This window comes from Massilia sp. LjRoot122, assembly GCF_964252725.1.
Taxonomy (GTDB): Bacteria; Pseudomonadota; Gammaproteobacteria; order Burkholderiales; family Burkholderiaceae_D; genus Telluria.
In genome coordinates this window covers 3,765,495-3,788,033 of sequence record NZ_CAXUPB020000001.1, presented here as the reverse complement: position 1 = coordinate 3,788,033, position 22,539 = coordinate 3,765,495, and the positions used below count along the sequence as shown (strand labels likewise).

At 66.6% G+C, this 22,539-nt stretch carries 27 protein-coding genes; 16 read left to right on the top strand and 11 right to left on the bottom strand.

Features of this window, described 5'->3' with window-relative positions; genetic code table 11:
* The first annotated feature begins 34 nt into the window (after positions 1-34).
* Positions 35-574, top strand: coding sequence for a hypothetical protein (locus ACSQ25_RS16555; protein ID WP_436106768.1), 540 nt, complete (start codon positions 35-37; stop codon positions 572-574).
* A 9-nt stretch (positions 575-583) separates the two neighbouring features.
* On the opposite strand, the gene ACSQ25_RS16550 is transcribed toward ACSQ25_RS16555, so the two are convergent.
* Positions 584-931 (bottom strand): hypothetical protein, encoded by a 348-nt coding sequence (locus tag ACSQ25_RS16550; RefSeq protein ID WP_436106767.1) that lies wholly within the window; start codon positions 929-931, stop codon positions 584-586.
* Between the two features lie 73 nt (positions 932-1,004).
* The gene (locus ACSQ25_RS16545) at positions 1,005-1,469 is read right to left on the bottom strand and encodes a glycine zipper 2TM domain-containing protein (protein ID WP_436106766.1); all 465 of its coding nucleotides are present in this window, start codon (positions 1,467-1,469) and stop codon (positions 1,005-1,007) included.
* Between the two features lie 227 nt (positions 1,470-1,696).
* Between ACSQ25_RS16545 and ACSQ25_RS16540 the strand changes: the two genes are divergently transcribed.
* The 3 genes from ACSQ25_RS16540 to ACSQ25_RS16530 all read left to right on the top strand — a co-directional run bounded on the left by ACSQ25_RS16540 (position 1,697) and on the right by ACSQ25_RS16530 (position 3,979).
* Positions 1,697-2,245, top strand: coding sequence for a hypothetical protein (locus ACSQ25_RS16540; protein WP_436106765.1), 549 nt, complete (start codon positions 1,697-1,699; stop codon positions 2,243-2,245).
* 101 nt (positions 2,246-2,346) lie between these two features.
* On the top strand, positions 2,347-2,664 hold the full coding sequence (locus ACSQ25_RS16535; protein ID WP_436106764.1) for a BON domain-containing protein: 318 nt from the start codon (positions 2,347-2,349) through the stop codon (positions 2,662-2,664).
* A 43-nt stretch (positions 2,665-2,707) separates the two neighbouring features.
* A complete protein-coding gene (locus ACSQ25_RS16530; RefSeq protein WP_436106763.1) occupies positions 2,708-3,979 on the top strand; it encodes an AI-2E family transporter in 1,272 nt (423 codons plus the stop codon).
* A gap of 33 nt (positions 3,980-4,012) precedes the next feature.
* Here ACSQ25_RS16530 and ACSQ25_RS16525 read toward each other — a convergent pair whose 3' ends face one another.
* Both ACSQ25_RS16525 and ACSQ25_RS16520 read right to left on the bottom strand, forming a co-directional pair.
* A complete protein-coding gene (locus ACSQ25_RS16525; protein WP_436106762.1) occupies positions 4,013-4,963 on the bottom strand; it encodes a YihY/virulence factor BrkB family protein in 951 nt (316 codons plus the stop codon).
* A 71-nt stretch (positions 4,964-5,034) separates the two neighbouring features.
* Entirely contained in the window at positions 5,035-6,063 is a 1,029-nt protein-coding gene (locus tag ACSQ25_RS16520; protein ID WP_436106761.1) for an OmpA family protein, read from the bottom strand.
* Positions 6,064-6,470: 407 nt separating this feature from the next.
* On the opposite strand from ACSQ25_RS16520, the gene ACSQ25_RS16515 reads away from it, so the two are divergent.
* From ACSQ25_RS16515 to phbB, 5 genes are all read left to right on the top strand, one after another.
* Complete coding sequence (locus tag ACSQ25_RS16515) at positions 6,471-7,085, top strand: winged helix-turn-helix domain-containing protein (protein ID WP_436106760.1); 615 nt, start codon at positions 6,471-6,473, stop codon at positions 7,083-7,085.
* Positions 7,086-7,286: 201 nt separating this feature from the next.
* Positions 7,287-8,054, top strand: coding sequence for a glutathione peroxidase (locus ACSQ25_RS16510; protein WP_436106759.1), 768 nt, complete (start codon positions 7,287-7,289; stop codon positions 8,052-8,054).
* Between the two features lies 1 nt (position 8,055).
* Positions 8,056-8,943: a zinc-dependent peptidase gene (locus ACSQ25_RS16505; RefSeq protein WP_436106758.1), complete on the top strand. Its 888-nt coding sequence runs from the start codon at positions 8,056-8,058 to the stop codon at positions 8,941-8,943.
* Positions 8,944-9,037: 94 nt separating this feature from the next.
* On the top strand, positions 9,038-9,595 hold the full coding sequence (locus ACSQ25_RS16500; protein WP_436106757.1) for a hypothetical protein: 558 nt from the start codon (positions 9,038-9,040) through the stop codon (positions 9,593-9,595).
* 120 nt (positions 9,596-9,715) lie between these two features.
* Positions 9,716-10,459 (top strand): acetoacetyl-CoA reductase, encoded by a 744-nt coding sequence (gene phbB / locus ACSQ25_RS16495; RefSeq protein ID WP_436106756.1) that lies wholly within the window; start codon positions 9,716-9,718, stop codon positions 10,457-10,459.
* 18 nt (positions 10,460-10,477) lie between these two features.
* Here the strand turns inward: phbB and ACSQ25_RS16490 are convergent, their stop codons facing one another.
* The 7 genes from ACSQ25_RS16490 to ACSQ25_RS16460 form a co-directional block, all read right to left on the bottom strand.
* Entirely contained in the window at positions 10,478-10,975 is a 498-nt protein-coding gene (locus ACSQ25_RS16490) for a hypothetical protein (RefSeq protein WP_436106755.1), read from the bottom strand.
* Between the two features lie 11 nt (positions 10,976-10,986).
* Complete coding sequence (locus ACSQ25_RS16485) at positions 10,987-11,844, bottom strand: hypothetical protein (RefSeq protein WP_436106754.1); 858 nt, start codon at positions 11,842-11,844, stop codon at positions 10,987-10,989.
* 105 nt (positions 11,845-11,949) lie between these two features.
* Positions 11,950-12,315 carry a VOC family protein gene (locus ACSQ25_RS16480; RefSeq protein WP_436106753.1) on the bottom strand — a complete coding sequence of 122 codons (366 nt, stop codon included), beginning with the start codon at positions 12,313-12,315 and terminating at the stop codon, positions 11,950-11,952.
* A gap of 42 nt (positions 12,316-12,357) precedes the next feature.
* On the bottom strand, positions 12,358-13,164 hold the full coding sequence (gene hyi, locus ACSQ25_RS16475) for a hydroxypyruvate isomerase (protein WP_436106752.1): 807 nt from the start codon (positions 13,162-13,164) through the stop codon (positions 12,358-12,360).
* A 2-nt stretch (positions 13,165-13,166) separates the two neighbouring features.
* Positions 13,167-13,637, bottom strand: coding sequence for a MarR family winged helix-turn-helix transcriptional regulator (locus ACSQ25_RS16470; RefSeq protein ID WP_436106751.1), 471 nt, complete (start codon positions 13,635-13,637; stop codon positions 13,167-13,169).
* Between the two features lie 181 nt (positions 13,638-13,818).
* On the bottom strand, positions 13,819-15,225 hold the full coding sequence (locus ACSQ25_RS16465; protein ID WP_436106750.1) for a DEAD/DEAH box helicase: 1,407 nt from the start codon (positions 15,223-15,225) through the stop codon (positions 13,819-13,821).
* Positions 15,226-15,469: 244 nt separating this feature from the next.
* Entirely contained in the window at positions 15,470-16,249 is a 780-nt protein-coding gene (locus ACSQ25_RS16460) for an inositol monophosphatase family protein (protein WP_436108091.1), read from the bottom strand.
* Positions 16,250-16,424: 175 nt separating this feature from the next.
* Here ACSQ25_RS16460 and ACSQ25_RS16455 point away from each other — a divergent pair, with 175 nt between their 5' ends.
* The 7 genes from ACSQ25_RS16455 (at position 16,425) to ACSQ25_RS16425 (ending at position 22,525) form a co-directional block, all read left to right on the top strand.
* A complete protein-coding gene (locus tag ACSQ25_RS16455) occupies positions 16,425-17,207 on the top strand; it encodes an RNA methyltransferase (RefSeq protein WP_436106749.1) in 783 nt (260 codons plus the stop codon).
* A 54-nt stretch (positions 17,208-17,261) separates the two neighbouring features.
* A complete protein-coding gene (locus ACSQ25_RS16450; protein WP_436106748.1) occupies positions 17,262-17,780 on the top strand; it encodes a twin-arginine translocation signal domain-containing protein in 519 nt (172 codons plus the stop codon).
* On the top strand, positions 17,777-19,399 hold the full coding sequence (locus ACSQ25_RS16445) for a GMC family oxidoreductase N-terminal domain-containing protein (protein WP_436106747.1): 1,623 nt from the start codon (positions 17,777-17,779) through the stop codon (positions 19,397-19,399). Before ACSQ25_RS16450 ends, ACSQ25_RS16445 begins: the two co-directional genes overlap by 4 nt.
* 10 nt (positions 19,400-19,409) lie before the next feature.
* The gene (locus tag ACSQ25_RS16440) at positions 19,410-20,351 is read left to right on the top strand and encodes an esterase/lipase family protein (RefSeq protein WP_436106746.1); all 942 of its coding nucleotides are present in this window, start codon (positions 19,410-19,412) and stop codon (positions 20,349-20,351) included.
* Positions 20,352-20,398: 47 nt separating this feature from the next.
* On the top strand, positions 20,399-21,223 hold the full coding sequence (locus tag ACSQ25_RS16435; RefSeq protein WP_436106745.1) for a response regulator: 825 nt from the start codon (positions 20,399-20,401) through the stop codon (positions 21,221-21,223).
* Positions 21,224-21,281: 58 nt separating this feature from the next.
* Positions 21,282-21,755, top strand: a complete 474-nt coding sequence (locus tag ACSQ25_RS16430; protein WP_436106744.1) for a phasin family protein — start codon at positions 21,282-21,284, stop codon at positions 21,753-21,755.
* Positions 21,756-21,829: 74 nt separating this feature from the next.
* Complete coding sequence (locus ACSQ25_RS16425; protein ID WP_436106743.1) at positions 21,830-22,525, top strand: TetR/AcrR family transcriptional regulator; 696 nt, start codon at positions 21,830-21,832, stop codon at positions 22,523-22,525.
* The last annotated feature ends 14 nt before the right edge of the window (positions 22,526-22,539 follow it).

Below are 22,539 nucleotides of genomic sequence, written 5' to 3'. Positions count from 1 at the left end.
TTGATTGCACGCCGTTTTTTTTGAAAGGAAAGTCATGAAGTTTGTCCTCGGGGCCGCAGTGGGTCTTTCGCTGGTCTTCGTCAACCCGGCACACGCCGCGAGCACGGCGCCCACGGCACAGGCTGCCGTGTCCGGTCCTGCCCACGTGAAGGCCGTGCAGGACTTGCTGGGCGCCATGCAGGTCGAAAAGGTCTTGCGCGGCGTGGCCGCCCGCAGCCGCTACCAGAGCGAAGCGCAGCGCAAAGCGGTGTTCGCCAAGCTCGACAGAACGCCGCCCACCGTGGTCTACCAGCGCCTGGCGGCGCCATTGGCATTGGTGATTTCCGCCGATACCGCGTCCGAGATGACGCGCTTCTACCAGACCCCTTACGGCAAGCAGGTCATCCACAAGAAGTACAACAGCGGCTCGCAGATCATGATGCCCGGGATGAAGCCGGTGGTGCCGCCGGAAGAAAAGAAGGAGCGCAAGCGGGCCGCCTACGTCAAGGCCAGCAAGGAGCTGGCGGATGTGGAACCGATGATCGAGCGCGAAGCCTTCAAGCTGCTGCAGCAGCTCAACAAGGAAAAGGGCTGACAGGCTCGGTCAATGCTGGGCCGGGGCTTGCTCCCGGGTTTGCTGCATATCGCGCTGGTAAGTCGCGCGCGCCTCCTGCAGGCAGGCGCTGCGCTCGGAAGCCGCCACCTTCTTGCAGGCATTCTTCGCTTCCTGCAAGGCCGCACCGATTTCCTTGTGCAGGGTACGCAGCTGGGCCTGGCGGCTCGCATCTTCCCGGTACCAGCGTGCCGGGTCGCCCTGGGCGATCTCGCGCGCCTGCTGTTTGGCGGCAACGGGGTCGACGAGGGCGTCGCTGCTGGTCTGGGCGTGGGCAAACAGGGTGGTGCCGAGCAGGCAGGCACATGCCCCGCGCAGCACGGTGGGCAGATATCGCATGCTGTCCTCCAAGGAGAAACCAGGATTGCCGCGACCGGGCGGCTGGCCGCCGTTCCCCGGTCGCGACCAACGATCAATAGCGGTAGACGCGGCCGTCGACGATGCGCACGCGGTTACCCACGCGCAGGTCGTAGACGCTGTCCTGGTTCACGGTGCGGTATTCGCCGTTATCCATGCGCACATTGATCTGGTACACCTCGGCGCCGCCGGCCTGGCGGTTGCGTTCGACGCTGTTGCCGACCGCCGCGCCCGCGACGCCGCCGGCGACGGTGGCCGCGGTACGGCCGCTGCCGCTGCCGACCTGGTTGCCGGCCAGTGCGCCGACCACGCCGCCCAGGATGGCGCCGGCGCCGCTGGTGCGGTTGGCGCCCTGTGCCACCTGGATCGACTCGATCGTGCCATAGCCCATCGACACGTTGTTATAGCCACTGTTGTAGCCGTTGTTTTGCGCGTAAGGATCCGACGAGGTGCTCGCGCAGCCGGTGAGGAGGGCGCTCGAAGCCAGCACAGCAACAGCAAGGGTACGGGTTGCGTTCATGTTGTTCTCCTGACAAAAGTATGGCTCCAGCTTAGTCACTGCCGCGTAAGGGGTCTGTGCGTTGACTAACGGTCCTTGCCCAGCGTATCGAGCCTCGCGCTTCGTCTGAATACCGATGAGTTGTTGCAGCGCTGTTGTTGTGTGGTTGATGTGTTCGGCACCGAACAGATACCTCGTCCAGCCCCGTGTAAAACGTCATTAGCGTGTTGACAAATGGAGAATAAAAAATGAAAACATCCCATGCTTTCCTGCTCGTTGGCGCCGCGCTCGCCTGGGCCAATTCGGCGCGTGCCCAAGTGGCACCGGATCCGAAAACCGTGTACGAACAAGCCAAGGGTACGGCCGAAGTGAACTACAAGGCGGCCAAGGCCAGGTGCGACCAGATCGCCGGGAATCCGCACGATCTGTGCATGGCCGAAGCCCGTGTGGCGCGCGTGCGTGTCGAGGAAGAAGCGGAAGCCGCCTACAAGAACACCTTGTCGGCCTATACCCAGGCCCGCATGCGCATCGCGTCGGCTAACTTCGACCGCGACAAGGTGCGTTGCGCCGCCATCACCGGCAATGACCGCGACGTCTGCCTGGAGCAGGCCAAGGCGACCCTGATCGCGGCCCAGGCCGATGCCAAGGCCGACCGCAAGAGTATCGAAGCACGCCAGGATGCGCACGAAGACAAGCTGGCTGCCCAATACCGTGTCGCCATCGAGAAATGCGACGCCTATGCCGGCGCCGTCAAGGAGCAGTGCGTCAACGCCGCCAAGACCGCGTTCCGGAAATGAATTGCGGTCCGGCGTACCGGTACCGCCCACTTGCCCGCATCGGGCTTCTTTAGTTGTTTGACCATCAGCAGTCTTTCGCAGTTTTTAATCAAGGAGCTATCATGAAAATCGCACAACGCCTCGTCACCGCCACTTTCGCTGCCGCCGTCGCCCTCACCGCCGTTGGCTGCGCGTCGTCGAACCCGACCGCGAAAACCGCCGGCGAGTACGTCGACGACGCTGTGATCACCACCAAGGTGAAAGCCGCCTTCGCTGCCGACCCGACCGTCAAGGCAACCGAAGTGAACGTCGAAACCTTCAAGGGCGACGTCCAGCTGTCCGGCTTCGTGGCCGAACCGCGTGACGCCCAGCGCGCCGTGGAAATCGCGCGCGGTGTACAAGGTGTAAGCTCGGTGAAGAACGACATCCGCGTGAAGTGATCACCTGCCGGGGCGGCCCGGCTCCCTTGTCAAGGCACGATCCATGCAGCTTGCACCATCCGAACCAGCCGAACCTGCTGCTCAAGCTGCCCAGGCTATAGACGCGCCTGACAATGCCGCCCCGGTGGCGCCGGTCCAGCATGGACCCGGCGCCGACACCGAGCACGCAGGCGACGAGCTCGCAATACACGCGGGCGGCCTGCGCTTGCCGATCCACGTCAATGCCCGCGGACTCTCGCTCGGCATCCTCGCCACCATTGCCTCTATCTTTGCACTGCAATGGGCGCAGAAATTCTTCGTGCCGCTCCTGCTCGGCATCTTCATCGCCTACACCCTGAACCCGGTCGTGCGCTGGCTGGAACGCTGGCACGTCCGCCGCGTCATCGGCGCCACCCTGGTGACCGTGCTCATCCTGGGCGCGATGGGCGGCACCCTGTACCGCCTGCAAGACGAATTCTTCAACATCATCGACGAACTGCCGACCCTCACCACCAAGGTCACGCGCATCCTGACCAACAGCAGCGGCCAGCGCTCGACCATCCAGCAGGTGCAGGCGGCGGCCGCCGAGATCGAGCGCGCCGCCTCCAACGCCACCGGGGGCGAGCAGCGCCGCAGCATCCAGAAGCGCACCCAGAACGTACCGCCGGCGCCGGCCGCCGGCAGCAGCATCCGGGTGATGGACTGGGTGCTGGCCGGCTCGGTGAGCCTGGCGACCTTCCTGTCGCAGGCGACCATGGTGGTGTTCCTGGTGTTCTTCCTGCTGCTCGCCGGCGACACGTTCAAGCGCAAGCTGGTCAAGCTGACCGGTCCTTCGCTGACGCGGAAAAAAGTGACCGTGCACATCCTGGACGACATGAACAACGCGATCCAGAACTACATGTTCATGCTGCTGGTGACCAATGTCCTGCTGGCCTTGCTGACCTGGGCGGCGCTGCGCTACATCGGCCTCGAGAATGCCGGCGCCTGGGCCGCCTTTGCCGGCGTCGCCCACGTCATCCCGTATTTTGGTCCGCTCCTGATCACGATCGCGACCGGGGCGGTGGCCTTCTTCCAGTTCGAATCGCTGCGCATGGTCATCCTGGTGGCCGGTTCCTCGCTCGGGATCGCGACCCTGGTCGGCATGGTCGTGACGACCTGGATGACCGGCAAGATCGCCAAGATGAACCCGGCGGCCGTGTTCGTGAGCCTGCTGTTCTGGGGCTGGCTGTGGGGGATGTGGGGACTGCTGCTCGGCGTGCCGGTGGTGGTGGTGCTGAAGGTGGTGGCCGAGCGGGTCGAGGGGATGGAAGTGCTGGCGGAGCTGCTGGGGGAGTAGGGTGGCCTGCTCGAGCGCAGGCCACCTCGCGATTCAACCGGCGCGGCCGTTCTTCCAGGTGGCGGTCGGCTGGGGCGGCTCATCCTTCTTCTTGTCCCCGGTTTCCTCCTTCGGCTTGTGCTTCAGGCTGCCCATCTTGAGGGCATACTGGCGGGCGAACTCGGCCCCGAGGAAGAAGATCTGCGCCGAGTAGTACACCCACAGCAGCAGGGCGATCAGGGAGCCGGCCGCGCCGAAGCTGTCGGCGGCGCCGCTGTTGCCGATGTAGAGCCCGATGCCGAATTTCCCGAGCGTGAACATGGCTGCCGTGCCGAGCGCGCCGATGATGACGTCATGCCAGGACAGCTTGATGCGCGGCAGCAGCTTGTAGATCACACCGAACAGGGTGGCAATGACCAGGAAACTGACCGCCCAGGCGACCCATCCCATGATGACGGCCGCTTCCTTCCACATGCCGCCGATGTACTCCTCGACCACCGCCAGGGCGGCACTGACGACCAGCGACACCATCAGCAGGAAGCCGAGTACCAGGATCAAGCCGAAGGAAAGCAGGCGGGTGCGCACCAGGTTCCAGAAGCCGGCGTTCTTCGGCGGCGGCACGTCCCAGATCTCGTCCAGGCTGTCCTTCAGCTCCGAAAAGACGGTGGTCGCGCCGATCAGCAGCAGCACCGTCGCCACGATGGTCGCGAAGAAGCCGCTCTCCTTGTTGCGGGCCCCGGCCAGGATGGCCTGGATGGTCTCGGCCCCCTGTGGCCCGACGAGGCCGCGCAACTGCGTCAGCAATTGCCCCTGGGCCGCTTCGGCGCCATAGAAGAAGCCGGCGACGGCGATCACCAGCACCAGCACCGGCGCCAGCGAGAACAGGGTGTAGAAGGCGAGCGCGGCGCCCTTGCTGGATGCGCGATGGTCCAGCCACTCCATCACCGCGCAGCGCATCACGTGCACCAGCTGACGTGAATACGGTAGCCAATCTTTGACAGCCATGACTCATCCTCCAATTGAAAAAGGGGGCCGCAGCCCCCTCGGTTCACACGGTGCGTGTGGGATGCCCGTGCTTACTGAACGCGCTTCTCGACGGTGATCTGTTCGACTTCGACGCGGCGGTTCGGCTCCAGGCAGTCGATCAGGGCCTTGCGGTTCTTCTCGGTGCACTGGACCAGCGGGTTGGCTTCGCCCTTGCCGTAGGCCTTCAGGCGGTTGCCGTCCACACCCTTGCTGACCAGGTAGTCACGCACGGAGTTGGCGCGGCGCTCCGACAGCTTCAGGTTGTACTTTTCCGAGCCCAGGCGGTCGGTGTAGCCGGTGATGTCGACGTCGGTGATGCTCGGGTCGGCCGACAGCGCAGCTGCGATCTCGTCCAGCTTCGGCGACGGCATGATGAGGTCGGCCTTGTCGAACTCGAACAGCTTGGTGGCTTCCAGGGTGACTTTCTCGAAGCGTGCCGGTGGCGGCGGCGGAGCGACCGGTGCCGGAGCCGGAGCCGGGGCTTCCACGACCGGGGCCGGTGCCGGGGCCGGTGCGGCGGCCACTGGCGGCGGGTTGAACGCGTAGTTCAGGCCGAACGACAGGTACTTGTTGTTGATGCGGCGGGTGCCGAACTGTTCGTGGTCGCGCAGGAAGCCGCGCACGGCGCGCAGGTCGAGCTGCATCGACCACTGCGGGGTCAGGGTCGCCTGGTAACCGATGCCGGCGGTCAGGTAAGGGGAGTTCTTGCCGACATTGCGCAGCGGGTTCTGCACCTTGTCGCGTTCGAGGCCCAGGCCGAGGAGTACGAAGGGACGGAAGTTGCTGCGCGAGAACATCAGCAGGGCGTCGGCGCCCAGCAGGGTCTGGCGGTAGCGTGCAGGACCGTCTTCGAAGCGGACCTGGCTGCCGCCGAACTGGATGTCCCACATCGGCGCCACGGCCTTGCCGAACTTCAGGCCACCGCCCCAGTCACGGTCCGCCACGCCCATGCGTGCGTCCGGCTTGGCAAGGATGGCGCTCGGCTGGATGTACCACGACGGGTTGATTTCTTGGGCCATGGTCGTGCCAGCCATGCACAGCAGTGCGGCGGCCAGGGCGATCTTCTTCGTATTATTCACAGGTGACTCCCATAAGGTGAAGGGTTGTTGACATCGCATGCCTTAACACAGATGTTGGATAAAGAATAACAGTGCAAGTTCCGCAATCTCGGTGCGGTAGCGCACCTTGCGGGTCTGTCATGTGCGATTTTACAACAGTGGCGGAAATGTCACAGAGCTCAGCAGTGTGCACTGTTTTGGTGCGCATTTTTTTTGGTGGGAAATGGACATTGCCCGGGATGAGAGGCAAGCGGCTTTATCAAAAATGCTTGCAGGAATGATCTCGAATGTTGGATGGCGCACAGACCGGGTGGGCTGACGCAGGCAATCTTGAGGCCAGTTAAGCGGAACCGAGATGTTGTCAGGGTGTCAGACGACACACAGCGACCCGGACCACACAGTCTCACTCTATAACGGAGCTCACCAATATGCATGCAACGACCCATCACAACGCGGTGCAAGGCGACATCGGCGCGGTGCACACTTCCAGCAACTCTGCGCTGATCGAACGCGTTCCCCCGCAACCGACCGAGCGCGCCCCGATTTCGCTGGCGCCGATCGAACGTGTCCGTTCGACCTCGGCCACCCAGCGCCGGATCGAAAACATGCAGAAGCTGATCAACGAACTGTCGACCCACGAAATGCTGGCCGACGAAATCGCCTGGTTCCTGAAGTTCTCGCCGTCGGGCGCACGCAAGTACATCCGTGACCTGCGCGAAGCCGGCGTCATCGAACTGGCCCGCTACATCGAAGGCACCGCCACCTACCTGGGCAAGGCCGTGTACCAGATCTGCCCGGACCAGGACCGCGTCAAGGCCTTCCTCGCCGCGATCTGCCAGCCGAAGCGCGAAGGCGCCGCCCCACGCAAGGAGCGCCCGGGCCTGCGCGAGCAGAACATGGCCGGCAGCGGCCGCCACTTCCATATCCTGGCGGACGACACCCACTATGCGATCCGCGTGAACCGCAGCCCGGTCACCCGCGACCCGCTGGTCGCAGCACTGTTCGGCCCGCCGCCGGGCCAGACTGCCAAGGAACGCGCATAAAAGCGCGTCCCGGCGCGCCGCGGTAGAGACCCGCGGCTGTGCCGGTCCAGACGATCGCTGTCGTCATTCAGCCGCGCCATGAGCGCGGCTTTGTTTTTTCAGGCGAACAATTATTTGCGGCGCCTGCGTTGAAATCCGGTCAATAGTCCTTACCTCCCTCCCAACGCGGCCGAGGCTGCCGCTTCGAGAAAAGGAAGACCGATGCCAAGCAGCGCACCATTACCGACCGCGGAATCCCTGCAGGGCAGGGCGGTACCGCGGGTGACTTTCAAGGCCCGCCCCGGCGACCAGTGGCAGGACATCAGCACGGACGAGCTGTTCAAGGGCAAGACCGTGGTCGTGTTCTCGCTGCCCGGCGCCTTCACGCCGACCTGCTCCTCGACCCACCTGCCGCGCTACAACGAGCTGGCGCCCGTGCTGCGCCAGAACGGCGTCGACGACATCGTCTGCATCTCGGTCAACGACGCCTTCGTGATGAACCAGTGGAAGGCCGGGCAGGATGCCGCCAACATCACCGTCATCCCGGACGGGAACGGCGACTTCACCGAAGGCATGGGCATGCTGGTCGACAAGCGCGATCTCGGCTTCGGCAAGCGCTCCTGGCGCTACTCGATGCTGGTCAAGGACGGCGTAATCGACAAAATCTTCATCGAACCGGAGCGCGAAGGGGACCCGTTCGAGGTGTCGGACGCCGATACGATGCTGAGCCATATCAACCCCGATGCGAAGATTCCCGAGCCGGTCGTCATGTTCTCGCGGCCGGGCTGTCCGCATTGTGCGCGCGCCAAGGCGCAGCTGGAGGAGAATGGCATCGTCTTCACCGATATCTCGGAAGACCAGAAGATCACGACCAGCGTGCTGCGCGGCCTGACCGGCCGCCTCACCTGGCCGCAGGTATTCGTCGGCGGCCGGCTGGTCGGCGGCGCCGACGAGGTGCAGGACTGGCTCGCATCGTCACGGGAAACTTGAGATGGAAGCACTCATCGCCGGCCTGGTGGCGGCCGGATTGCTGGCGGCCTGGCTGTGGCCGAAGCTGCGCCTGCGCCGCGCGCTGGCCCGTCCGCTGGCGCCGCCGCTGCGCGCCATCCTCGCGCGCAACGTCGCCCAGTATGCGGGCATGGACCTCGCGCACCAGAAGCGCCTGCAGCGCCTGGTCCAGCAGTTCCTGCACGAAAAGGCCTTCGTCGGCTGCGCCGGGCTCGACGTCACCGACGAGATGCGCGTCACCATCGCCGGCCAGGCCTGCATGCTGGTGCTCGGGCGCGCCTGCGATGCCAGCCCGGCCACGCTCTATCCGTCGCTGCACGCGGTGCTGGTCTATCCCGGCGCCTTCCTGGTGCCGCGCCGCGAGGTCGATGCCGCCGGCGTCGTCACCGAGCAGCGCCAGGACCTGCTGGGGGAGTCCTGGGGCGACGGCCGCGTGATCCTGTCCTGGGACCACGTGCGGCGCGCCGGGATGGATGAGTCCGCGCATCACAATGTGGTGCTGCACGAGTTCGCCCACCAGCTCGACAGCGAATCGGGCAGCACCAACGGCGCGCCCTACCTGGGCAGCACCGAGCGCTACCGCAGCTGGTCCGACGTCCTGTCGCGCAACTATGCCGCACTGCGGCGCGATGCGATGTGGGGACAGCAGGGCGTGCTCGACCACTATGGCGCCAGCAATCCGGCCGAGTTCTTCGCGGTCGCCACCGAAAGCTTCTTCGAGCAGCCGTGGGAGCTGGCGGCCCGCCACCCCGACCTGTACGAGGAATTCCTGAAATACTTCCGTGTGGATCCGCGCCACTGGGTGGCGCAGCCGCGGCCGGTGTTCGACGAGGCCTTCGGCACCGAGCTGGTATACGGGCAATGGCGCTGAGCTGCGGTCCGCTGCCGGGCTGCGTGCGCGTGCGTACAGAGCAAGGCGCGCGCGCCGGGCATAGTCGAGTCACCACGATCCAGGAGAAATCGATATGTCCACCATTATTGCAGGGCGTTTCCAGCTTCAGGATGAGGTCGACCGGGCGCGCCGCGCGCTGGCCGATGCGGGCTTCGACGCCGGCCGGATCAGCGGTTTTTACCTGAGCCAGCCGGGCCAGCACGACCAGACCCCGATCGGCGGCGACCATCTCCAGTCACCTGGCGCCAAGGAAACGCCGAAAGGCGTGATGGAGGGCGTCGCCACCGGCGGCGCGGTCGGCGCCGCCATCGGTGCCGCCACCTCTCCCGTTACCGGACCGCTGGGACCGATCGTCGGCGGCCTGGTCGGCGGCCACGTCGGCTCCTTGTTCAGCTTTTCGAAAATGAAGGAACGCGGCGAGTCCGAAGAAGGCAGCAGCGAGAACCGCGTGCCGCCGCGTGAAGCCGGCATGCTGGTGGCGGTGGCCTTCGACGACGCCGGCATGACCGACCGTGCGGTCGACGTGCTGCGCCAGCTCGGCGCCCACCACATCGAGCGTGCCGACGGCAATATCGTCGACGGCGACTGGGCCGACTTCGACCCCGGCAGCCGCCCCCAGCTCATCGCCTGAGCCTGGTGCAGGCTTGATCCCGGTCAACAAGCTGCACGGAGCGCTTCCCTACACTCGTTAGTTCGCATCGCGGCAGGCGTGGCCTGGCGGATGCGGACAACCACGTCCAGGGGAGTCTTCATGAGCAAACGCGTCGCCCTCGTCACCGGGGGCATGGGCGGACTCGGCACGGCCTTGTGCCGCCGCCTGCATCTCGACGGTTTCACCGTCGCCGCCACCTTTTCACCCTCCAACCATCACCACCGCGAATGGCTGGCCAGCCATCGCCGCGACGGCATGGACTTCATCGCGGTCGAGGCCGACGTTGCCGATTTCGACGGCGCGGCGCGTGCCCTGCAGCGCCTGCTCGCGCATACGGGCCGCATCGACGTGCTGGTCAACAATGCCGGACTGGCGCGCGACCGCAGCATGCGCAAGATGGGCCTGGACGACTGGCATGCGGTCATGGGCGTCAACCTCGACGGCGCCTTCAACATGGCGCGCCATGCGATCGAACCGATGATCGCGCAGCGCTGGGGCCGCATCGTGAACATCGGTTCGGTCAGCGCACAGCAGGGCGCACCCGACCAGGCCAACTATGCCGCCGCCAAGGCCGGCCTGCACGGGCTGAGCAAGGCGCTGGCGCTGGAAACAGCGTGCCACGGCGTCACCGTCAATACCGTCTCGCCGGGCCACCTCGAGACCCGCATGGTGCACGAGCTGCCGCCCCAGGTGCTGCACGAACGCATCCTGCCGCAGATCCCGGTCGGGCGCCTGGGGCAGCCGGGCGAAGTGGCGGCCATGGTGTCCTGGCTGGTGTCGGAAGACGCGGCTTTCGTCACCGGCGCCAACCTGGCGATCAATGGCGGGCAGCACATGTGCTGAGCGGCGCAGGCGTGGCGTTCAGCCGGCCTTGGCCGGCGGCTTCGGCTGGAGCGCATTCAGCGCCTTGCCGTGCTTCTCGACCTTCTGGATGGCGGCGAGGATGGCCAGGGGCTGCCCGGTTGCGGCGGCGCCGGCCAGGCCCAGCAGGCCTCCGACCAGGCCGGTGACTTCGCCGATCACGCCGATCTTGCGGATCTTTTCGGCGGCGTCGGCGGTGAGCTTGACGAGCTGGGCCTGCTGCTTGCCGAGGCCCTTGACGATGAAGGTGGCGGCATCGGCGTACAGGCCGTTGGCGCGCTGGCGCAGCAGCACCTCGTCCTCGAACAAGGCACGCGCGCTGGCCTGGACAGGTTCGGGCACCGGCTTGCCGCCGTAGCTGCGGATCTCGGTCATCACGCGCTCGTGGATCTGGTCGGCGCAGGCCGACAGGTGGTCGGCCAGTTCGACGATCTTCTCGGTGCTGGACAGGGCGCTGCCGGCGTCCTCGGGGCTGGAACGGGTGGGGGTGGTAGCCATGTGCTCTCCTGTCAGTCGCCGGACAGCCCGTCGCGGATGGTGCGCAGGTCGCGTCCGTAGTTGGCCAGCAGGCGCCGGACTTCATCGTTCGACAGCTTGCCGAGGTTCTCGCGCATTTTCTGGTGCCCCAGCGCCACCTTGGTCAGGCCCTGCAAGGCCAGCTCGTAGCGGCGGTCGACGAGCTTGTACTCGGTGGCCTTGTTCAGGTAATGCACCTTGGCGAGCGTGACCAGCATGCGGTCGGAATTGCGCGTCGAGAAAGGAATCTCGACATCGAAGATGCCGAGGATCGTTTTCTTCTCATTCTCGTTGGTCTTGTAGTAGAGGCGGGTGAGCGAGATCATGGCGTCGAGCAGGGTCTGCACGTCGGCATCGCCGTCGCGCACCATGGTCTCCACGCTGCGGTTCTGGTAGCCCGAGGCGATCACCCGCGTCAGCAGGCGGGTCAGGCCGGTGTAGGCCGTGATGTGGCGCTGCTGCAGGCCGGACTCGGTATTCGCCTTCAGGCCATTGCCGAGGTCGTCGATGCGCTCGGACAGGTCGTAGCGCGCATCGCCGGCAAGCAGGCTCAGGGTCTGCATGTAGAGCACCAGGGTCTTCTGGATCGCGACGAAGTCCTCGAACACCGCCTTGCGCTTGGCGTCGTTCTCGCGCGCCATCTTGTCGGTGGCGGGAGACAGATAAGGCTGTTCGCGCTCATAGGTGTCGCGGTAGCGACGCGCCAGTTCGGCGTAGCCGCCCAGGCGCGCCGATGCATCGGCGAATTCGCGCACTTCCTGCAGACTGACCGGACCGCCGCCGGTCGTGCCGCAGCCGGCCAGCAGCAGGGCACCTACGAGGAACAGGCGGATCGAGAGATGTCGCAGCATGTGGGTCCCTTCTGGCCGCAGGAGGCGGCCCGAAAGTGCCCATTGTTTCAAACTCCGTGTGCAGGAGCCTTGCTGATGGTCAATTGCTTGAAGAGAGAGTGCTCTTTACTCGACTTTGGCGCGGTCGAAATGGGGATTCTCGATCACGCCGAACAGGTTGCCATAGGGGTCGCGCACGGTGGCGACGCGGATGCCGCCGCCGACGTCGGCCACCGGCGCGTCCACTTCCGCACCCAGCGCGATCAGGCGCGCCACCTCGGCGTCGATGTCCTGTGTGCCCCAGTAGGCGGTGGCGCCGGCGCTGCCGGGCTGGCCGTCCGGGATCAGGCCCAGTTCGAAGCCGCCGACCGCGAAGCCGACATAGAAGGCTTCGTCGAAGTAGGGCGCGTGGCCGAGCACCTGCTCGTACCAGGCGCGGCCTTCAGCAAGCTTGGTGACGGGGTAAATGACGGTACGCAATCCCTGGATCATGCCGGCTCCTGGCGGAATAAAACACCGATGTTGCCTGAATGATCAGGCCCTGTCCAGCGTCCCGGCGGACCTTCGGCGCTCCTGTTCGAGCCAGCCGAGCGAGGCCCGGGTTTCGCCTTCGGGCAGATATTCGCAGCCGACCCAGCCTTCATAGCCGAGCTCGTCCAGCAGGCGGAACAGGTAGGGGAAATTGATTTCGCCGGTGCCCGGCTGGTGCCGGCCCGGCACGTCGGCCAGCTGGACGTGGCGGATCAGCGGCAGGTGGGTGCGGATGGTCTCCGCCAGCTCGCCCTCCATGCGCTGCATGTGATAGATGTCGTATTGCAGGTAGAGATTGGGCGCGCCCACTTCCTCGATGAGCGTGGCCGCCTGGCGCGTGCCGGTGAGGAAATAGCCGGGGATGTCGCGGTCGTTGATCGGTTCGACCAGCAGCGCGATCCCGTGCGGCTGGCACTGCGCGGCGGCATGGCGCAGGTTGGCGACATAGGCCGCGTGGGCGCGTTCCCGCGAGACCTTCGGCGGCAGCTTGCCGGCCAGGCAGTGGAGGCGGCGTACGCCGAGCTCGCGCGCATAGTCGATGGCCAGGGCGACGCCGTCCTCGAACTCGGCCGTGCGGCGCGGGTCGCAGGCCAGGCCGCGCTCGCCCGCGGCCCAGTCGCCGGCCGGCAGGTTGTGCAGCACCAGCTCCAGTCCGTAGCGCTGCAGGCGGGCCGTGATCTGTTCCGGCTCGAAGGCATAGGGGAACAGGAACTCGACCGCATCGAAGCCGGCCGCGCGCGCGGCGGCGAAGCGGTCGAGGAAAGGGAGCTCGTTGAACATCAGGCTCAGGTTGGCGGCGAATTTCGGCATGCTTACTGGCTGCCGCCGAGCTGGGCCAGCAGGCTCGAGGTCGACTCGATTTCCGCGCGCGAGGGCGCGCCCAGCAGCATGCGGCTGACGTTGTGCACCACCACGCTGGCATTCGTGACCAGCTCGCTGCCGGTGGGCGTGATGATGGCGTAGCCGACCCGGGCGTCGCGCGGATCGCTCTGGCGGCCGACCAGGCCGATCTTCTCCAGCGGCAGCAGGGAACGGGTGACGCCGGACGCGGTCAGCCCCAGCTTTTCCGCCAGGTCGACCCGCCGCAGCCGCCCGCCCGGCGCCCGCTGCAAGTTCAGCAGCAACTGATAGTCAGCAAAACTAATCCCGTGCAAGGCCCCCAGGGAGCTGTCCAGCCGCCGCGACAATGCCGCCCATGCGCGCGACATGCGCAGGCAGAACTCGCTGGTCGGGCTGTCGAGGGGCGCGTCGGTGTCGAGCGTGGTGTCGTTCATGTCGGTCATGGCAAGCTCAGCCTTTGATTGGTGGTTGATTACTCAAATATATGCTGAAAGTCGACCTTTGGCAAGTACTTGAGTAATCAAATATTAGAGATGAGCTCGCTTGAAATGCAATGAGGGTCAGCGTCGAATCGATTCGACGCTGACCCTCATGGGGGAGGGCAGGCTTGGCTGCCCAGCGCTGTTAGCGGTCGCGGCGTGGGGCGGAACCCGTGCGTGGGCCGCGGCTGGCGCTGCTGCCGTTGCGGTTGCCGCTGGCGGCGCCGGCAGGGCGGCTGCCGTTGGCTGCCGGACGGCCACCGTTGCCACCGCCGCCATTGGCGCCGGCGCTACGCGGCTGGCCCTGGCCGCTGCGGTTGCCGCCTGGACGGCCGCCGCCACGGTTGGCATGGCCCGGGGCGCCGCTGCGCAGCTGGATCGGTTGTGCCTTGGCGGTCGGGTCCGGTTCGAAGCCCGGGATCACGTGACGCGGCAGGGTCTGCTTGATCAGCTTCTCGATGTCCTTCAGCATCTGGTGCTCGTCCACGCACACCAGCGACACGGCTTCACCGGTCGCGCCGGCACGGCCGGTACGACCGATCCGGTGCACGTAGTCTTCCGGAATGTTCGGCAGGTCGTAGTTCACCACGTGCGGCAGCTGGTCGATGTCGATGCCGCGCGCCGCGATGTCGGTGGCCACCAGCACCTGCAGGCTGCCATCCTTGAACTCGGCCAGCGCCTTGGTACGCGCAGTCTGGCTCTTGTTGCCGTGGATCGCCATCGCGCCGATGCCGTCACGGCCCAGCTGCTCCACCAGCTTGTTGGCGCCGTGCTTGGTGCGGGTGAAGACCAGCACCTGGTGCCAGTCGTTTTCCTTGATCAGGTGCGACAGCATCGGGTGCTTCTTGTCGCGGTCGACCGGGTGGATCTTTTGCGAGATCACTTCCACGGTCGAGTTGCGGCGTGCCACTTCGATCGAATGCGGATTGTTCAGCAGCTTGTCGGCCAGGGCCTTGATGTCGTCCGAGAAGGTGGCCGAGAACAGCAGGTTCTGGCGCTTCGGCGGCAGCAGGGCCAGCACTTTCTTGATGTCGTGGATGAAGCCCATGTCGAGCATGCGGTCGGCTTCGTCCAGGATCAGGATTTCGACCTTCGAGAGGTCGACGGTGCGCTGGCCCGCGTGGTCCAGCAGGCGGCCCGGAGTCGCGACCAGCACGTCGACGCCGTGCTTGAGCAGCTTGATCTGCGGGTTGATGCCGACGCCGCCGAAGATCACGGCCGAATTCAGGTTGGTGTACTTGCCGTACAGGCGCACGCTTTCCTCGACCTGGGCCGCGAGTTCGCGGGTCGGGGTCAGCACCAGGGCGCGGATGGCGCGCGGGGTGGTCTTGCTTTTCAGGGCGCTGCCGACCGCATCGGTCGACAGGCGCTGCAGGATCGGCAGGGTGAAGCCGGCGGTCTTGCCGGTGCCGGTCTGGGCGCCGGCCAGCAGGTCGCCGCCGTTCAGGACGGCGGGAATGGCCTGGGCCTGGATCGGCGTCGGCGAGGTATAACCCTGTTCAGTCACCGCGCGAACGATCGCGTCGGACAAACCAAGTGTGGAAAAAGACATAAACTCTCAATAAAGGGCGGCCCGTCGCCACATGGCGCCAGTCCAGGAAATCGGGTTAGTCATGCGGAGGCGGGCAAGGCTTTGTGAGCCTGCCGCCCGGACGCTGCCGCGCACAGAGCACGAACGGGGCAGCCGGGATTATAGAGGAAAGGTTTCTCTATGGAAAGTTTATGACCGGGACTTTCCAGCCGGTGAAGCGGAGTGTCTTGTGACACTCCGGAAGCACGGGGCGTATTCTACGCGATTACGCAAAAGCCGACATGAGGGGCACCATTTGGCCGAAAACCTTCGGGCCGGCGGCGATGATGTCGCCCTTGTGCAGGTAGTCCGATTCGCCGTTGAATTCGCCGACGATGCCGCCCGCTTCGGTCACCAGCAGGGCGCCCGCCGCGATGTCCCAGACCTTCAGGCCCTTCTCGAAATAGCCGTCGATGCGGCCGGCGGCCACGTTGGCCAGTTCCAGCGCGGCCGAACCGGCGCTGCGCACGCCGTGGCAGCGCGAGGCGACGACTTCGTACATGCGCAGGTATTCGGCCAGCGCGCGCGGGTCCGGACCGTGGCCCGAGGACAACAGGGCCTTGCCGATGCGGTCGTGGTTGCGCACGCGGATGCGCTTGTCGTTGAGGTAGGAACCCGCGCCCTTGGTGGCGGTGAACAGGTCGTTGCGCACCGGGTCGTAGACCAGGGCCTGGGTGGTCACGCCGCGCTGTTGCAGGGCGATCGAGATGCAGTAGTTGGGGTAGCCGTGCAGGAAGTTGGTGGTGCCGTCGATCGGGTCGATGATCCACACGTATTCGCTCTCGTCATTCAGGTTCTTCGACGCGCCGCTTTCCTCCGCCAGGATGGCGTGGTCCGGGTAGGCCTTCAGCAGCGTTTCCACGATCGCCTGTTCGGCCGCCTGGTCGATGTCGGTGACGAAATCGTTGTGATTTTTTTCAGAAATGGTGATGCGATCGAGGTCGAAGGACGCGCGGTTGATGACGGTGGCGGCGCGGCGGGCGGCCTTGATGGCCGTGTTGAGCATTGGGTGCATGAGCTTTCCGTGGAAAAAACGCGAACGCCCACCACGCTGCGATGCGCCGTGAACGGTCTGCTGAATTGAGAATGACAAAGAGCAAAGCGGTGCCGAACCCGTTAAAATCCCGGACTACCTACTCCAGGATATTAAGCGCCCGCACCGCGCGATGGCGCTATTTTAAATGAACCCGACCGAAATCAACACATCTCTCTTCAAAAGGCTCCGTTTCGTACTGGTCGAGACCAGCCGCGCAGGCAATGTCGGCTCGGTGGCGCGCGCCATGAAGACGATGGGGTTCAGCGAACTGGTGCTGGTGGCGCCGCGCTGCGACGACCCGCTGAACGACCCGGAAGCGGTGGCCTTCGCCAGCGGCGCCGGCGACGTCCTGGCCGGGGCGCGCATCGTCGGCACCATCGGCGAAGCCCTGGACGGCTGCAATTTCGCCGCCGCGGTGTCGGCACGCCTGCGCGAGTTCTCGCCACCGGTGTGGACGCCGCGCGCCTTCGCGGCCCATGCGGCAGGGCAGGGCGATCTGGCGCCCGCCCAGGGCGAGCTGTGGCCCGCCCTGGTCCTCGGCAACGAACGGGTCGGCCTGCCAAACCAGATCGTCGAGGGCTGCAACGTCCTGATCAACATCCCCTCGAATCCGGACTATTCTTCGCTGAACCTGTCGCAGGCCGCCCAGGTACTGGCCTACGAATGCCGGCTGGCCGCGAGCGGCGACACCGTCGAGGAACGCGGCGTCGGCTTCCACGGCGATGCCGCCAGCATCGCCCAGATCGACGGCATGTATGCCCACCTGGAAGAAGCGCTGGTGGCGATCGGCTTCCTCAACGCGAACAACCCGAAGAAGCTGATGCCGCGCCTGAAGCGCCTGTTCTCGCGCACAGGGCTCGAGACCGAAGAGGTCAACATCCTGCGCGGGATCGCGCGCGAGATCCTCCAGCACGCGCCGAAAAAGTAGGCCCGCAGCTAGATTGCCTCCTCCAGTACACTAGGGGAAACACAAGAGGCAGCAATGGGGACATCACGACGAACCTTCCTGAAAGCCGGCGGCCTGGCCGCGCTGGCGCTGGCAGCCGGCGGCGCGCTCTACCGGACCACGCACACTGAAACACCACAGCGCTTCGCCCTCGACGGCGAGGCGCGCGCCGCCCTGCACGCCATCGCCCCAGCGATCCTGGCCGGCGCGCTGCCGCAAGGCGCCGGTCGCGAAGCTGCGCTGGCCGGCACCATCGACGGCGTGCACGCGGCCATCCTCGGCCTGCCGCCCGCCACCCAGAAGGAAGTGCAGGACCTGTTCGGCCTGCTCGCACTGGCGCCGGCGCGGCGCCTGCTGACCGGCATCTCCGGCGGCTGGCAGCATGCGCGCTCCGAAGACGTGCATACCTTCCTGCAGGACTGGCGCCTGCACCGCCTCGGCCTGCTGCGCAGCGCCTACCACGCGCTGCATGACCTGGTGCTCGGCGCCTGGTACGCGCAGCCCGCCAGCTGGGCCGCCACCGGCTATCCCGGACCGATGAAGGCGCTGTCGTGAGCACGCCCATCATCGCGGACCCGATCCAGGCCGGCATCGCCAAAGGCTGGAACATCATCGATGCCGCCGCGCTCACGCAAGACCGCAGGCTGGAAGCCGACGTCGTCATCGTCGGCAGCGGCGCCGGCGGCGGCGTCACGGCCGAGATCCTGGCGCGCTCGGGCCTCTCGGTCATCGTGGTCGAGGAGGGCGCACTGAAATCCTCGCGCGACTTCAGGATGCGCGAAGCCGAGGCCTATCCCGCGCTCTACCAGGAGTCCGCCGCACGCAAGACGGCGGACAAGGGCATCAACATCCTGCAGGGGCGCACCGTCGGCGGCTCCACCACGGTCAACTGGACCTCGAGCTTCCGCACCCCGCCCGCCACGCTGGACTGGTGGCGCCGCCACTATGCGCTGCCTGATGCGACGCCAGAAGCGATGGCGCCCTGGTTCGCGATGATGGAAGCGCGCCTGCACGTCAAGGATTGGCCGGGCGCCCCCAACGAGAACAACGACATCCTGCGCCGCGGCGCGCAACAACTCGGCATCCCGACAGGCCTCATCCAGCGCAACGTCAAGGGCTGCTGGAACCTCGGCTACTGCGGCATGGGCTGCCCGACCAATGCCAAGCAATCGATGCTGGTGACGAGCATTCCGGCCGCGCTGGAAGAGGACGCGACCCTGGTCACGCGGGCCCGCGCACAGGAATTCGTGTTCAGGGGCGAACGCGCCGACGAGCTCCTGTGCCATGCGCTCGATGCGGCCGGCATCGCGCCGACCGGGCGCCTGCTGCGCCTGCGTGCGCGCCACTACGTCGTGGCCGGCGGCGCGATCAATTCGCCCGCGCTGCTGCTGCGCTCGAAGGCCCCCGATCCGAGCGGCCAGCTGGGCCGCCGTACCTTCCTGCACCCGACCGTCATCTCGGCCGCCTTCTTCCCGCAGCGGGTGGAGGCCTGGGCCGGTGCGCCGCAGACCGTGTATTCCGACCACTTCCTGGCCGGCCCCCTCGACGGTCCGATCGGCTACAAGCTGGAAGCGCCGCCCCTGCATCCGCTGCTGCTGGCCACCACCATGAACGGTTTCGGCGAGACCCACGCCCACATGATGCGCGACTTCCCGCATCTGCAGGGCATGCTGGCGCTGCTGCGCGACGGCTTCCACGAGGACGCGCCGGGCGGCAGGGTCGGCCTGCGCGGCGACGGCAGCCCGGAACTCGATTATCCGCTCAGCGATTACCTGTGGGACGGGGCGCGCCGCGCGCTGCTCAGCATGGCCGAGATCCAGTTCGCGGCCGGCGCCGCCAGCGTGCAGCCGGCGCACGAGATGGCGCGCCGCTACGGCTCCTGGCGCGAGGCGAAGAGCGCGATCGCGGCCCTGCCGCAGGGCTTGCAGCTGACGCGCGTGGCCTCGGCCCACGTGATGGGCGGCTGCGCCATGTCGGGCGACGAAGTCCTCGGCGTCACCAGCCCGGACGGCCGCTACCGCGGGCTGTCCAACCTGTCGGTGCACGACGGCTCGCTGTTCCCGACCTCGCTCGGCGCCAATCCCCAGCTCACCATCTACGCCCTTGCTGCGAAGCTGGCGAGCGGGCTGGCGACTTCGCTCACGGGCCGGCCGGCGGCCCGGCTGGCGGCCTGAGGACGGGGCGATGAGCGCGCGCCGCCTGCTTCAGCTGCTGCTGCTCGTGCAGGCCCTGGCCGCGCTGGGCATCGGCCTGGCCGCGGTCGAGATCTTCGGCGCCAGCCGCTGGCAGGGGCTAGCCCTGGGGCTGGGCAGCGTGTTGCTGGTGCGCCTTCTCATCAACGCCAACAATTTTTTCATGAGCGCGCGCTACGCCAGCCCGACGCCGGACGAATACCGGCTCGGTCCTGGCGCGCGCCTGCGCATGTTCGGCGAGGAGTTCGCCGCCAGCATGCTGCAGTCTTCGTGGACCATGCCGCGCGCCGCACCCCGTACCCGCATTTATCCCGGCTCGGGTGCACCGCCGGTCCTGCTGCTGCACGGCTACGGCTGCAACAGCGGCTACTGGTCGCACCTGCTGCCGCGCCTGGACGCCGCGCACATCAGCCATGCCTCGGTCGACCTCGAGCCCCTGATGGGCGACATCGACGGCTATGCGCCGCTGGTCGAGCGCGCGGTGGAGGCGCTGCGCACGGCGACCGGCGCCGACAAGGTGGTCATCGTCGCGCACAGCATGGGCGGACTGGTGGCGCGCGCCTGGATGCGCGCCTGCGGGACCGGCAAGGTGGCGCGCGTGATCACGCTCGGCACGCCGCACCACGGCACCTGCCTGGCCGCCTTCGGGCTGGGACTGAACGCGGCGCAGATGCGCAGGGCTACCAGGGACGAGCCGCCCGAATGCGCCTGGCTGCGCGCCCTGGCCGGCACCGAGGATGCGGCGGCGCGCGCCCTGGTCACGTCGATCTGGTCGCACCACGACAACATCATTGCGCCCCAGACCTCGAGCGAGCTGCCGGGCGCGCGCAACCTGGCTGTCGGGGGCGTCGGCCACGTGGCCCTGGGCCGCAACCCGCGCGTGCTCGACACGGTCATGCGCGAGATCGCCGCCGCTCCGGGATGCCTGTATTGACGGGTGCCGTGTTAGAGTAGGGACAACGCCGCAACTGGAGCGCCGACTTGGCCCGCATCCTCATTATCGAAGACAATCCCGCGAACGTTGAGCTGATGGCGTTTCTGCTCACCGCCTACGGACACACCGCCGTCAGCGCACCCGACGGCCTGCGTGGCGTCGCCGCCGCCCGCGCCGCGCCGCCCGACCTGATCGCCTGCGACGTCAACCTGCCCGGCATGAACGGCTTCGCGGTCCTGGCCACGCTCAAGGCCGAGCCGGGCCTGGCCGGGGTCCCGGTGCTGGCCGTGACCGCGCTGGCGATGGCCGGCGACCGCGAGAAGGTGCTGGAGGCCGGCTTCGACGGCTACATCAGCAAGCCGATCGAGCCGGAGAGCTTCGTGGCCGAGCTTGAGGCCTTTTTGCCCTCTGCCGCCGCGGCATCCCCGTCCAGCCCAGGCCCGGTGCCGACATCAGCACCGCTCGCCCCGATCCCCGCCGCGCAGTCCGCCCAGCCGACCATCCTGCTGGTCGACGACGATCCCTTCATGCTGGCCGTGCTGGCCGACATGCTCGGCGACGAGCCGGTGCGCGTGCTGAGCGCCGCTTCCGGGCCGGAAGCATTGGCACTGCTCGAGCGCGAAGCGGTCGAGGTCATCCTGTGCGACCAGGCCATGCCCGGCATGAGCGGCACCGAGGTGCTGGCCCAGGTCGCCGCGCGCCATCCGCGCACCGTGCGCCTGATGCTGACCGGCCAGCAGGACCTGGCCGAGATCGAGTCGGCCCTGCGCTCCGGCGTGGCCGAGGCGCATTACGCCAAGCCGGTATCGGCGGTCAGCCTGCGCGAGCGCATGCGCGAGGCGCTGGCCCTGCAGCGCAGCCGGGCGTTTTAGAATGCTGGTTCTACCGTGCACGCCTAGAATGGGCGCACGGAGACACTGAGGAACAGTCATGAGCAAGAAACTCCCAGCAGCGGACGACGACGAGGCGCTGGCGCGCGCCGTGCGCGCGTCTGCCCAGCAGATCTGGCAGGCAGGCCTTGGCGCCTTCGCCAAGGCCCAGGAAGAAGGCGAGGGTGGCCGCTCGTTCACGCGCCTGGTGCGTGACGGCAGCGTGCTGGCCCGGCGTGCGCGCGAAGTCGAGGAAGCCACCGGCACGGTGGCGCGCGCCGCCGAGCGCGCAACGCGGCGCAGCAGCGGCTCCTGGGGCAAGCTGGAACAGGTGTTCGAGGAGCGCGTGGCGCGCGCCCTGGCGACCATTGGCGTGCCCGCGTCCAGCGAGGTCGAGGCGCTGCGGCGCCGCGTCGACGAGCTCGAAAAGATGCTGGCGGAGCTGGGCACGCGCCTGCCCGCACCCGCGGCGGCCAAAAAGCGCACGCGGTCTGCGCCGAAGGCGGCCGAGCCCGAGGAAGACGACGGGGCCTGAACGGGGGCGGAATGCTGTCTCATTGACAGCATTTGGTGTTATTCTCCCGTCTGGAATCACAAACTTCGCCCTTCATGCAACAAAAAGCTCCGCGCCGGACCCGCGAACGCATCCTCGAGCTCTCGCTCAGGCTGTTCAACGAGTTCGGCGAGCCGAACATCACGACGACGGTCATTGCCGAGGAGATGAATATCTCGCCCGGCAACCTGTACTATCACTTCCGTAACAAGGACGACATCGTCAACTCGATCTTCGTCCAGTTCGAGGCGGAGATCGAACGCATCCTGACCGTGCCGGCCGGGCGCCGTTCGAACATGGAAGACGTCTGGCTCTACCTGCACCTGATGTTCGAGCTGATCTGGCGCTACCGTTTCTTCTACCGCGACCTGAACGACCTGCTGTCGCGCAACCGCAAGCTCGAGCTGCACTTCAAGGCGATCCTGGCCCACAAGATCAAGGTGGCGCGCCAGCTGTGCGAGGACCTGCGCAGCGAAGGCTCGCTCGAAGCGGGCGACCAGCAGATCGGCGCGATGGCGACCAATATGGTGGTCGTCGCGACCTACTGGCTGTCCTATGAATACGTGCGCAACCCGCGCAAGTACAGCGAGCAGCAGGCCATCGCCGACGCGCTTGCGCGCGGCTGCTACCAGGTGCTGTCGATGGTCGGCCCCTACCTGCGCGGCGACACCCGCCTGCTGTTCGAGAAGCTGTCCGAGGAATACCTCAAGAAGCTGTCCGCCGAGGCCAGGCCCGGCGCCGATTTTCTGTAATACCAGAACCGACA

What these genes read in the sequence shown, in the direction of transcription:
- ACSQ25_RS16555 (WP_436106768.1), top strand. Translation starts at nt 35, where the DNA reads ATGAAGTTTGTCCTCGGGGCCGCAGTGGGTCTTTCGCTGGTCTTCGTC.
- ACSQ25_RS16550 (WP_436106767.1), bottom strand. Translation starts at nt 931, where the DNA reads ATGCGATATCTGCCCACCGTGCTGCGCGGGGCATGTGCCTGCCTGCTC.
- ACSQ25_RS16545 (WP_436106766.1), bottom strand. Translation starts at nt 1,469, where the DNA reads ATGAACGCAACCCGTACCCTTGCTGTTGCTGTGCTGGCTTCGAGCGCC.
- ACSQ25_RS16540 (WP_436106765.1), top strand. Translation starts at nt 1,697, where the DNA reads ATGAAAACATCCCATGCTTTCCTGCTCGTTGGCGCCGCGCTCGCCTGG.
- ACSQ25_RS16535 (WP_436106764.1), top strand. Translation starts at nt 2,347, where the DNA reads ATGAAAATCGCACAACGCCTCGTCACCGCCACTTTCGCTGCCGCCGTC.
- ACSQ25_RS16530 (WP_436106763.1), top strand. Translation starts at nt 2,708, where the DNA reads ATGCAGCTTGCACCATCCGAACCAGCCGAACCTGCTGCTCAAGCTGCC.
- ACSQ25_RS16525 (WP_436106762.1), bottom strand. Translation starts at nt 4,963, where the DNA reads ATGGCTGTCAAAGATTGGCTACCGTATTCACGTCAGCTGGTGCACGTG.
- ACSQ25_RS16515 (WP_436106760.1), top strand. Translation starts at nt 6,471, where the DNA reads ATGCATGCAACGACCCATCACAACGCGGTGCAAGGCGACATCGGCGCG.
- ACSQ25_RS16510 (WP_436106759.1), top strand. Translation starts at nt 7,287, where the DNA reads ATGCCAAGCAGCGCACCATTACCGACCGCGGAATCCCTGCAGGGCAGG.
- ACSQ25_RS16505 (WP_436106758.1), top strand. Translation starts at nt 8,056, where the DNA reads ATGGAAGCACTCATCGCCGGCCTGGTGGCGGCCGGATTGCTGGCGGCC.
- ACSQ25_RS16500 (WP_436106757.1), top strand. Translation starts at nt 9,038, where the DNA reads ATGTCCACCATTATTGCAGGGCGTTTCCAGCTTCAGGATGAGGTCGAC.
- phbB (WP_436106756.1), top strand. Translation starts at nt 9,716, where the DNA reads ATGAGCAAACGCGTCGCCCTCGTCACCGGGGGCATGGGCGGACTCGGC.
- ACSQ25_RS16490 (WP_436106755.1), bottom strand. Translation starts at nt 10,975, where the DNA reads ATGGCTACCACCCCCACCCGTTCCAGCCCCGAGGACGCCGGCAGCGCC.
- ACSQ25_RS16485 (WP_436106754.1), bottom strand. Translation starts at nt 11,844, where the DNA reads ATGCTGCGACATCTCTCGATCCGCCTGTTCCTCGTAGGTGCCCTGCTG.
- ACSQ25_RS16480 (WP_436106753.1), bottom strand. Translation starts at nt 12,315, where the DNA reads ATGATCCAGGGATTGCGTACCGTCATTTACCCCGTCACCAAGCTTGCT.
- hyi (WP_436106752.1), bottom strand. Translation starts at nt 13,164, where the DNA reads ATGCCGAAATTCGCCGCCAACCTGAGCCTGATGTTCAACGAGCTCCCT.
- ACSQ25_RS16470 (WP_436106751.1), bottom strand. Translation starts at nt 13,637, where the DNA reads ATGACCGACATGAACGACACCACGCTCGACACCGACGCGCCCCTCGAC.
- ACSQ25_RS16465 (WP_436106750.1), bottom strand. Translation starts at nt 15,225, where the DNA reads ATGTCTTTTTCCACACTTGGTTTGTCCGACGCGATCGTTCGCGCGGTG.
- ACSQ25_RS16460 (WP_436108091.1), bottom strand. Translation starts at nt 16,249, where the DNA reads ATGCTCAACACGGCCATCAAGGCCGCCCGCCGCGCCGCCACCGTCATC.
- ACSQ25_RS16455 (WP_436106749.1), top strand. Translation starts at nt 16,425, where the DNA reads ATGAACCCGACCGAAATCAACACATCTCTCTTCAAAAGGCTCCGTTTC.
- ACSQ25_RS16450 (WP_436106748.1), top strand. Translation starts at nt 17,262, where the DNA reads ATGGGGACATCACGACGAACCTTCCTGAAAGCCGGCGGCCTGGCCGCG.
- ACSQ25_RS16440 (WP_436106746.1), top strand. Translation starts at nt 19,410, where the DNA reads ATGAGCGCGCGCCGCCTGCTTCAGCTGCTGCTGCTCGTGCAGGCCCTG.
- ACSQ25_RS16430 (WP_436106744.1), top strand. Translation starts at nt 21,282, where the DNA reads ATGAGCAAGAAACTCCCAGCAGCGGACGACGACGAGGCGCTGGCGCGC.
- ACSQ25_RS16425 (WP_436106743.1), top strand. Translation starts at nt 21,830, where the DNA reads ATGCAACAAAAAGCTCCGCGCCGGACCCGCGAACGCATCCTCGAGCTC.